8 protein-coding genes are annotated in these 10,264 nt (G+C 62.6%); all 8 read right to left on the bottom strand.

Translation table 11 applies throughout. The features are described from left to right. Positions 1-1,115, bottom strand: a 1,115-nt coding sequence (gene tssI / locus B3E91_RS13215; protein WP_287029847.1) for a type VI secretion system tip protein TssI/VgrG, incomplete at its 3' end; no start/stop codon positions are given. Continuing rightward, positions 1,108-2,622: a sigma-54 interaction domain-containing protein gene (locus B3E91_RS13210; RefSeq protein WP_287029850.1), complete on the bottom strand. Its 1,515-nt coding sequence runs from the start codon at positions 2,620-2,622 to the stop codon at positions 1,108-1,110. The genes tssI and B3E91_RS13210, both read right to left, overlap by 8 nt. A 10-nt stretch (positions 2,623-2,632) precedes the next feature. Further along, positions 2,633-5,194, bottom strand: coding sequence for a type VI secretion system ATPase TssH (tssH, locus tag B3E91_RS13205; RefSeq protein ID WP_287029846.1), 2,562 nt, complete (start codon positions 5,192-5,194; stop codon positions 2,633-2,635). Positions 5,195-5,204: 10 nt separating this feature from the next. Beyond that, positions 5,205-6,212, bottom strand: a complete 1,008-nt coding sequence (gene tssG / locus B3E91_RS13200; protein WP_287029845.1) for a type VI secretion system baseplate subunit TssG — start codon at positions 6,210-6,212, stop codon at positions 5,205-5,207. Further along, entirely contained in the window at positions 6,176-7,966 is a 1,791-nt protein-coding gene (tssF, locus tag B3E91_RS13195) for a type VI secretion system baseplate subunit TssF (RefSeq protein ID WP_287029844.1), read from the bottom strand. Before tssF ends, tssG begins: the two co-directional genes overlap by 37 nt. A gap of 6 nt (positions 7,967-7,972) precedes the next feature. Then, the gene (locus B3E91_RS13190) at positions 7,973-8,326 is read right to left on the bottom strand and encodes a hypothetical protein (RefSeq protein WP_287029842.1); all 354 of its coding nucleotides are present in this window, start codon (positions 8,324-8,326) and stop codon (positions 7,973-7,975) included. Positions 8,327-8,344: 18 nt separating this feature from the next. Further along, positions 8,345-8,758, bottom strand: coding sequence for a type VI secretion system baseplate subunit TssE (tssE, locus tag B3E91_RS13185; protein ID WP_287029841.1), 414 nt, complete (start codon positions 8,756-8,758; stop codon positions 8,345-8,347). A gap of 4 nt (positions 8,759-8,762) precedes the next feature. Further along, positions 8,763-10,241, bottom strand: coding sequence for a type VI secretion system contractile sheath large subunit (gene tssC / locus B3E91_RS13180; protein ID WP_287029849.1), 1,479 nt, complete (start codon positions 10,239-10,241; stop codon positions 8,763-8,765). Positions 10,242-10,264 lie beyond the last annotated feature (23 nt).

Genomic DNA, 10,264 nt, shown 5'->3' with positions numbered 1-10,264 from the left:
GGCTTGGGATGGTTCAAGGGCGGGCGGTAGGGCACGTCCCAGGGCAGGGCGCTGAAGTGGTTGCGGTAGCCCTGGGTAAAGCCTTCTGCCTGGTCCTGATGAATCGACTCTTCCAGCACCTGCGGTTGCTTGCCCTCGTGGAGCACTTCGTCGAGCAGCCAGAGCTGGTTCCAGGCGCGGCGCGGATGGGCGGCGAGGGCGAGGAAATGGCCGCTGGAGAGTGTGGGCTGGTCACTGTCGCCTTCGGCCAGCTGGTAGTCGGCGCGATGACGTTCCAGGGCGCGCTTGGCCAGGTGCTTGCCGCGGGTCCGATCGACAAAACGGCCGGGGTAGTCGTAGTCCTCGAGGTCCGGCTGGGCGTCGCTGCGGGCTTCGCTCTCCAGCAGCAGGCGCGGTTTCTCGAAGTCGTAGTCGCGGCGGGTGACGCGGGAGGTGCGGGTTTCCAGGCGCACGCCGAAGCGCTTGATCACCGGCTGGTCGGCGACCAGGCCGCTGTCCTGCTGGTAGGCCACGGGCGCGCGCCGGGGAAACACCGTCTGGTCGTCGCCGAACACCAGCACGTGGCCGGCGGCGCTGTGCTCGAAGTGGTAGTGAATGCCTTCCTCTTCGCACAGGCGCTGGACGAACTGCAGGTCGGACTCGTCGTACTGGGTGCAGTAGAGGCGCTCGGGATAGGACGCGCTCAACTGAAAGCGGTAGGCGCCGGCTAGGATGCCGTGCTCCTCAAGCACCTGGGCGACGATCTGCGGCACGCTCAGGTGCTGGAAGATGCGCTGGTTGATCCGGTAGGCCAGGTACGCCAACTGCGGCACCAGGGTCATCCGATAGCGGGTCAGGCGCTTGCCGGACTCGCCCTGGGCGATGCGCCGGACCAGCCCGTGAACGCCGCCGCCGGCGTGTGAAAAGGCCAGGAAGGCGGGGGTGTGCAGGAAGGACTCCAGGTCCAGGTCCGGATGCTCGCTGACCAGTTCCAGGTCGAAGGCATAGGGCGTGGAAAGCGCCTCGCGGCCCTGGAACGCGAGCACCTGCAGGTCGTGCGCCTGGCCTTCGAGGCTCAGTATGAAGTGCGCGGTATTGGCCGCTGCGAAAACAAGGTTGCCGATGAGATCAGACATCGCCAGCACCAATGTTCAGGCGATCCATCCGGTACAGCAGCGTGCGTCTGGGCAAACCGAGATCGCGTGCCGCCCTGCTCTGATTACCGCGATTCTTGCGCAGGCACTCCAGCAACAGGCCCCGCTCGATCTGCTCCATACGCTCACGCAGGTTCTGCGTTTTTCCGCTGGAAATGAGGCGTTCCTGGCGTAAATCGAAGTGCTCGGGCAGCAATTCGCCGCCCTCACACAACAGCACGGCGCGCTCGACCAGCCCCTTCAATTCGCGCACGTTGCCGGGGAATGCGTAGGCGCTCAGCTGACTCAGCGCATCGGCGGACCAGCGACAGCTGTCGCGCTGCAGAAGGTGAGCGGCGTTGTCGGCGAAATGCCGGGCCAGGCGCGGAATATCGCCGGCACGCTCGCGCAACGCAGGCAGCTCGATGGGAAAATGCGCCAGGCGATAGAACAGGTCTTCGCGAAACTGTCCTGCCTCCACCAGCGCGCGCAAATCACGGTGAGTGGCGGCAACGATACGCACATCGACACGGTGGGTCTTCGTCGAGCCCAGGGGGCGCACCTCACCCTCCTGCAGCACGCGAAGCAGCTTGCCCTGCAGGGCGAGCGGCATATCACCGATCTCGTCGAGGAACAGCGTGCCGCCGTCAGCAGCATCGAACAGCCCCTGGCGATCACGATCAGCCCCGGTAAAAGCCCCTTTGCGATAACCGAACAGCTCACTCTCCAGCAAGCTCTCGGGCAACGACGCGCAGTTCTGTACCAAGAACGCTCGGCTGCGCCGCAATCCGCATTGGTGGATGGCCCGTGCGACCAGCTCCTTGCCGGTACCTGTTTCCCCCGTCAGCAACACGTTCACCGGGCTGTGCAGCACCTTGCCCACCAACCGGTAGACAGCGCGCATTCCAGGGCTTTCACCGATCAGGCCGTAGCCGCTGGCGCAGGGCGTAGGTGTACGTACCTCGTCCATTCCGTCCGCGAGCCCGCGTAGCCGCTGCAACAGATGCAGTTGGGTGACCGCGAAGGTCCCCAGATTGCCCAGCGAGTCGGCGAACCCCTGCAGTTCGGAAGCGCGTTGACTGGCGCAAAGCAATAGCCCGCAGACATTGGCCCGCTCATCGCGCAGCGGCATGCATAACAAACTTCGCCAAGGCATCGCCCGAGGGGGCAGGAAGGATGTCTCGTGCAGGGCGCTGTCCAGCGTTGCAAGGCTGAGCGTCCGGTTCTGGCACAGGCAATACTGCAGCAACTGCTCGCCTTCGTAGTCGCTCGGCAGGCTCGCCGCTTCCCGGGGCTGCAGAACACCGTCAAGCCATTCGGCGCAGAGTGTGAGTCGGGTATGGGTCGCGTCCAGGAGGAACAGCTGGCTCAGCTCGCAGCCGGAAAGCTGAGCGGCGGACTCGACCAACATTCCGAGCAGCACCTCGGCGCTCAAGGCATGCGACAACCCGGCGAAACGCTGAAGCAGCCTTTCTGCGTAATGCAGCGGCTGCGGCACATGGCGGAACATGGAAGCGGCTTCAGGCGAACTCACAGACCATCGCTCCTTCGCCGTTCAGCGTGGCGTGCACGTGCCGCAGTGGCTCTCCGCCCGCCATCGCGCCCAGCAAGCGGTCAACGATCATGGGCTGCAGGTCGCTTTCGATCAGCCGGTCTATCAGACGAGCACCGCTATCGCCCTGCGCACAGCGTTCGGCGATGCGCGTGAGCAGCGCGTCGGTATAGCTGAGGCCCAGGTTGCGCCGCCGCAAACGCTCGGCGAAGCGGGCCAGCTTCATCTCGACCAGCTCACGCAGTACCTCGCCGCTCACCGGGTAATAGGGCACCACGCAGATACGCGCTAGCAATGCAGGCTTGAAATGGTGGGAGAGAGCCGGACGGATGGCCTCCTGCAGTTCCTGGATGTCAGGTCGACGGTCGCCACACAGCGTGGCGATCCGCTTGCTGGCGAGGTTGGAAGTCATCAGGATCAGCGTGTTGCGGAAATCGATCTCGCGCCCTTCACCGTCGTTCGCCCGGCCCTTGTCGAAGATCTGGTAGAACAGATTGAGAACGTCCGGATCGGCCTTCTCCACTTCATCGAGAAGAATCACCGAGTAAGGTTTCTGCCTCACCGCCTCCGTCAGTACGCCGCCTTCCCCGTAGCCGACATAACCCGGTGGCGACCCGATCAGCCGGGAAATGCTGTGCCGCTCCTGAAACTCGGACATGTTCAGGGTGGTGAGAAATCGCTCGCCGCCATACAGCAGCTCGGCGAGCGCGAGTGCGGTTTCGGTCTTGCCGACGCCGCTCGGGCCGACGAGAAGGAAGACGCCCACCGGAGCATCGGCCCGATTCAGCCCGACCGCCGTTGCTCGCATCGCACGATCCAGCGCATCCACCGCCGGGTCCTGACCATGCACGCGCTTACGCAGATCGGCGGCGAAACTCATCAAGCGGGCGTTGTGCTCGCGTGCCAGCTGCGACAGCGGTACGCCGGTCCAGTGGCTGATCACCTCGGCAACCAGTCGTGGGCAGACCTCGTGGCTGACCAGACGTGACTGCGCTTGCTCCGCCGCCAGCTCGGCCTGGACTTCACGCAACGCCGTCTCGATCTCCATCGAAGACTCCGAGTCCGCGGTGGCCTGCTGTTGCCGCAGCTCTAGCAGCCGCTGCGCCAGCAGGCGCTGGTGCTGCCAGCGCGACTCCACCTGCCGGCATTCGTCTTCGGCCTCGACAAGACGCGCCTCCAGCTCTGCCAGGGCAGGCTCGTCGACCGCCAAACCGGCGCTCAGGTCACGCCGCAGGGCATGCGCCTGGCGAACACCTTCGGCGATTTCGCCACGCAAACGCTCCAGCGCTTCCGGCGCCGTGGACAAGCTGATGCGGACACGCGCACAAGCGGTATCGAGGACGTCCACGGCCTTGTCCGGCAACTGCCGACCGGAAAGGTAGCGGGCGGAAAGCTCTGCGGCGGCGACCACCGCATCGTCACGCAGGTAAATGCCATGACTGCGCTGATAGACCGGCGCCAGACCGCGAAGGATGGTTACCGCCTCGCTCACGCTGGGCTCATGCAGCTGCACCGGCTGGAAGCGCCGCGCCAGCGCGGGGTCCTTCTCGAAGTACTTCTTGTATTCGCTCCAGGTGGTCGCCGCGATGGTGCGAAGCTCGCCCCTCGCCAGGGCCGGCTTCAGCAGGTTCGCCGCATCGTTGCTGCCCGCCTGGCCACCCGCCCCGATCAGGCTGTGCGCCTCGTCGATGAAGAGGATGATGGGTTTGAGCGCCACCTTAACCTCGTCGATAACCCCCTGCAGGCGGCGCTCGAACTCACCCTTGATACTCGCCCCCGCCTGCAGCAGGCCAAGGTCCAGACAGAGCAGCTCGACGCCTGCAAGGGCTTCCGGCACGTCACCTCGAACGATGCGCAACGCCAGGCCTTCGACCACGGCGGTCTTGCCGACGCCGGCTTCGCCGACCACGATCGGATTGTTCTTCCGTCGCCGCGCGAGGATGTCGATCATCTGGCGAATCGCGGAATCTCGGCAGAGCACCGGATCGAGCCTCCCGTCCCGCGCCTGCTGGGTAAAGTTGTGGGTAAAGCGCTGCAGATTGGTCTGGCCAGCGGGCACCTGCTCCATGGGATCGGGCGCCTGCCCGGCGAGGGCGAACTCTCGCAGGCGCTGCACGTTCAACCTCGCCAGCAAGGGCTGGAATTGGCTCCCGGCATAACGCAGCGGGTTGCACAGCAGCGCCAAAAGTAACGCCGCCTGGTCGATCTGGGTCCTGCCGAGTTCGAGGTTGGCCATGAGCAGCGAATCCTGCAGCCACTGCACCAGTTCGCCGGAAAAGACCGGATTGAGCGATTCGCTGCGCTCTGCGCGCGGTTGCAGCGTGGCCGCCAGTGCTCCGGGCTCGACGCCGGCATCCTGCAATGCCCGCATCAGCACGCCATCTCTGCGCTCCAGCAGACCGAGGAGCAAATCCTCCAGCAGAATCCTGCTGCCTCCGCGTGAGACGCATCGCTCGGCGGCGCGCTCCAGGTCGCGTTTGCTTTCGGCATCCAATGCCAGCACCAGTCGTTGCAGATCGACGTTGATCATCTCGCTGTCCTCAGTGAGATTGGCTGCTCAAGGTCACCAGACCATCCGCCTGCCGACTCCCGAGCCAACTGGTCCAACCCAGCCGGCAGGGGTTATCGGCGCCCAGACGCAGCTCGCGTATCTCGTCCTGACGCAACTGCAGACGAATGTCGTAGGCCAGCGGATCGCGCAGGGTGAAACGCGCCAGCGCGCAGAGCGGTTGATAACCCGTGCCTATGGGCAGGAACTCGTGGAAGCGCTGCCAACCCAGCTGGCGGATATGAATACGGAACTTTCCACCGCGATCCCGGACCCGCTCGCCCAACACCAGGCTTTCACCCAAACGGCTGTTCGCCAGACCGAGGCGGTTGAGCTGTTCGCCCAGAATCGTCACCTGGCGCTCGATGCACTGTTCGATGAACAGCTCGGCATGCTTGAAGTAGTACCGCAGGACCGATTCGATCAACGCGGCGGAATGCGCGCGCAGGCTGAGCAGACCGAGATAGGGCAGCAGCCGCTTCCAGTTGAGTTCGGAAGCGCCGCGAATGGTCTCGCCGCCCAGTCCTATGAGAGCGAACAGATGCGCGGAGAAGGCGTCCGTGGCGCCCGGCTGGAACCCCTCGCGATAACGGTACTTGCGCCAGATCGGCAACAGCAGACGTTGCAGACGTCCATTGAAGAGGTCGAGAAACGCGCGCGTCGGATTTCCCTCATCGCCATCGCCCAGCGCCTGATCGGCGTAGAACGTCGGTAAGGGAGATCCGGCACCGCAAAGTCCGATCAGATTGATGCGCAGCCGCGCACGTAGCTCCCCGCCTTCCTCGAAGAACTGCAGCTGGTCGATATCGCTACCTGGAAAGCCGAGGCTCGGGTTGGCTTGAAACTCAAGCCGGGCGTACAGCCCCTCCTCGTCCAGATCGGGATAGGCGGCCCGTAGCCGATCAAGCACCAGCAGCACACCCTGGAACAGGCTGTACTCGCGAATGCCCCGGCTCAGCCGGCTCAAAGCAGGGGCTGCTGCCCCATGCGTGGCGTCCATCGGTACACCTCTCCTTGTGTACTACGTACGTGCAGCTCGTGGTACGAATTAAGACTGGCGTACAGCGCCAGGAACTCGTTGAGCACCGAGGCGAAAAGGAACAGATCGCCCTCGCCCAGATAGCCGTCGGGATTCATCACCAGCTCCGTGCGTACTCCGCGCACCGGCAAACCCCGCAGCAATCGATCGACATGCTGATGGCTGATCGCCTCGAGCCCTCCCAGCAGACGCCGGCTGACCTTTTCTGCCTGCTGGTCATAGTGACGCGGCAGGTCATAAGTCTCGAGGATCACCCTCAGCGCCTCGACATTTGTCAGCGACAGGTAGTTGAGCGACAGGTTGCTGATCAGCTTCCAGAGGAAGTCACGATGCACGGGCGGGGCATAGCTCGAGGTCACGCTGCCGATGTTTCGAAACGTCAGAAACTCCGGGGTGTCCTCGCTGGGCAGGCAGATGTCGCCCGCTCGTAGCTGGCTCGGCAGATTCTGATTGGTACACGTCAGCTCTACGGAGAGCGTTTCGTGCTGGTCGAGGTCGCGCAGGCCGAAGCTGAGGTAGGTTTCCAGGCCATCGCCGAGCAACGATGGTTGCTGTCGGACGCTGTAATGTGGGCGCGCCAGCGGCACGTCGAAGCTCGGATCGTGCTCGAAGGACTCGAACGCGACGTACTCCTGATAGCCCATCCCCCCGGGCTTCCAACCGGTCACTCGATCCACCGAGAAGACGCCGCAATGCCTGGAGTCGAGTTCTGCAGGTAGCAGCAGGTATTGATCCTGCTTGCCATCCAGGCGAATCGGAATGGCATCGTGCTGAAAGAGGTTGACCACCGGCGTGCAGTGCAGGCGCACATTGTCCAGCGTCGGCCTGATGCGCTGCACACCCGCCTGGCGAATATCGAAGCGCACCTCGAAGCCGCGCGCCTCGCCAATCCGCTCTCCCAGCAGAGGATTGAGCCGTTCTAGGCCGAGCAGGTCGAGAAACAGGAATTTGTCCTGAAACGCGAAGTACTCCTGCAGATAGCGGTATCCGCGAAAGGTATTCAGCGGATAGGGAACCAGCGCCTCGCTCTCGGAGAAACCTACGGCCTGTACCTGGCTGGCATTCAGCGACAGCGGCGACAGCATCTGACCCTGATCGTCTTCGAGTGGCCTGTGTTCGGCGTCGAGGAAGACCAGCTGAATGCCTTCGAGATGACGCAGTAAACCCAGATACAGCAACTGGCTGATGTAGCGGTCGCCGCACAAATGCAGACGCAGGCTGGACAGTGCGAGCTCGCCCAGATGACCGTCCGCGCACATCTCCACGCGCAAACTGAGCAGCGCGCCACCGCCCTTGACCGAGTAATCCAGGCCGGTGAGTTCCAGCGGGAACACCGAGGTTGCATAGGCGGTACGGAAACGGCAAGTAACGCCTTCGATGGGCCGCGATTCCACCGGCGTATTGCGAGGCACCGACAAAGCCGGTCCCGGACGTTTCAACGGATCGAACTGCACCATGCTGAACGCAGGCAATGGCCGCATGTAGTTAGGCCACAGCAGGTGCATCAGCGAATGGGTCAACTCCGGCAGTTCGTCGTCCAGCTTCTGCCGAAGACGCCCGGTGAGAAACGCGAAGCCCTCCAGCAGCCGCTCCACATCCGGATCGCGCCCCGCCTGCCCAAGGAACGGCGCCAGCGCCGGGCTGCGGTCGGCAAAGCGCTTGCCGAGCTGGCGCAAGGCAGTGAGTTCGCTCTGGTAATAGTGGTTGAAGGACATGGCGCTTCAGTCCTTTTCCGGGAGATACGAAGCGTACGGAACAAGGCCCTGATCGGTTAGGGTCGTAGAAACCGGATGTGCAGATAAATAGAGAGGAAATACGAACTCCATCGTGTTGACCCAGCACTTCTCGACGCGAAGAAGTTGTTGGCGCCAGGTGCCGATTGCTGTGTTTGAACTCTGAAGAGTTTGAACGAAATGAAAGGCCGACGGATCGCCGCTATCCGCTACAACTAACAGGGGAGCGGATGTATTGCATAACTCACTCGGAACATGGACGCGGGCCTGGAAAGTTGCCGAGCCACCTGCCGCTGTCGAAATCCAGGCACTTAATGCCGAGGATAATTTTATGAAGTTCATGTCATCGCCATCCATGGCTCAGCCATTACGTTGGACCCTGACCTTGCCGCTGCCGTCCAGGCGTGCGGTAAAACTGATCGGGCGCGTCTGCCCATCAATATCCAGCAACCCGTCCAAGGTGAAAGACAGCGTGAGTGGATCGTGCCTACAGGGCAGAGGCACAACCCGCACGCCCGTCAGGCGTGGCTCATACTGGCCGACGAAACGCTCTATAGCCGTGCGAGCCTGAAGCAACGAGTCGTGTAACGAGCGACTCATGTCGTTGAGGTCGGGAAGTCCATAGTCGGGCAACGTTTGCACGCTGCCCGCCCGGGTACTGAGCATCTTTCCGAGATGGTCAGCCACCGATGCCATGACCGCCACTTCGCGACTCCAGCCCTTCCGCAACTGGGCTGTGCCGTTCAGGCGCTCGAAAAGACTTCCGTAGGACACGCCGTTACTCCTTGTCCAACTTGCCCACCAGCGACAAGGTGAAATCGGCGCCCATGTACTTGAAGTGTGGCCGCACGTTCAAGCTGACCCGGTACCAGCCAGGCTCGCCCTCGACGTCGCTGACGATGACCTGGGCCGCTCGCAGTGGTCGCCGGCTTCGTACCTCCGAGCTGGGGTTCTCCTGGTCCGCCACGAACTGCCGAATCCACTTGTTCAACTCCAGCTCAAGGTCGGTACGCTCTTTCCACGCACCAATCTGTTCACGCTGCAGAACCTTCAGGTAGTGAGCCAGGCGGTTAACGATGAACAGATAAGGCAGCTGCGTGCCGAGCTTGTAGTTCAGCTCGGCATTCTTGCCTTCTTCACTGATGCCGAAGAACTTCGGCTTCTGCGCTGAATTGGCGGAGAAAAACGCCGCGTTATCGCTGCCCTTGCGCATCGTCAGGGCGATGAAGCCCTCCTCCGCCAACTCATACTCGCGCCGATCGGACACCAGCACCTCAGTGGGTATCTTGGTTTCGATCTCGCCCATGCTTTCGAAATGGTGAAGCGGAAGGTCTTCCACCGCGCCGCCGCTTTGTGGCCCGATGATGTTCGGGCACCAGCGGAACTTGGCGAAACTGTCGGTCAGCCTGCTGGCGAAGGTATAGGCGGTATTGCCCCACAGGTAATGTTCGTGGCTGTTTGCGACATTCTCCCGGTAGACGAAGGTTTTCACCGGGTTGTCTTCGGGATCATACGGATTGCGCAGCAGGAAACGGGGCACCGTTAGGCCAACATAGCGAGAATCCTCCTGCTCCCGGAAGCTCTGCCACTTGGCGAATTGCGGGCCCTCGAAGTGATCCTTGAGGTCCTTCATGTCGGGCAGGCCGATAAAGCTCTCCAGACCGAAAAACTTGGGGCCTGCCGAGGCGATGAACGGGGCATGGGACATACAGGCGACGCTGGCGACGTACTGCAATGTCTTCACGTCCGGTGCGCTCGGATCGAAGAAGTAGTTGGCAATCAGCGCGGCCACCGGCTGGCCACCGAACTGGCCGTACTCGGCGGTGTAGATGTGCTTGTAGAGACCGGACTGGACGATCTCCGGGCTGTCCTCGAAGTCGTCGAGCAGGTCCTGCTTGGAGACGTTGAGAATCTCCAGCTTGATGTTCTCGCGGAAATTGGTCCGATCCACCAGCAGCTTGAGCCCCCGCCACGAGGACTCGAGCGCCTGAAACTGCGGATGATGAAGGATTTCATCCATCTGCCGGCTGAGCTTGGCATCAATCTCCGCGATCATGCGGTCGACCATGGCCTTCTTCACCGACTCGTGCTCGTTCTGCGGCTTGAGCAACTCTTCGATGAAGGCGGAGACGCCCCGCTTGGCGATATCGTAAGCCTCGTCATCGGGGCTGAGTTTGGTTTCGGCAATGATGCGGTCGAGGATGCCGAGTTCGGCGAAATTCTTGTCGCCATCGACGGCTGCTGCGCTAGTGCTCATGGTTTCCACTTCCCTGTGAGGTG

It is taken from the genome of Pseudomonas sp. UBA6310, from assembly GCF_002438225.1.
GTDB lineage: Bacteria > Pseudomonadota > Gammaproteobacteria > Pseudomonadales > Pseudomonadaceae > Pseudomonas_O > Pseudomonas_O kuykendallii.
This window is presented reverse-complemented; position numbering and strand designations above follow the sequence as displayed.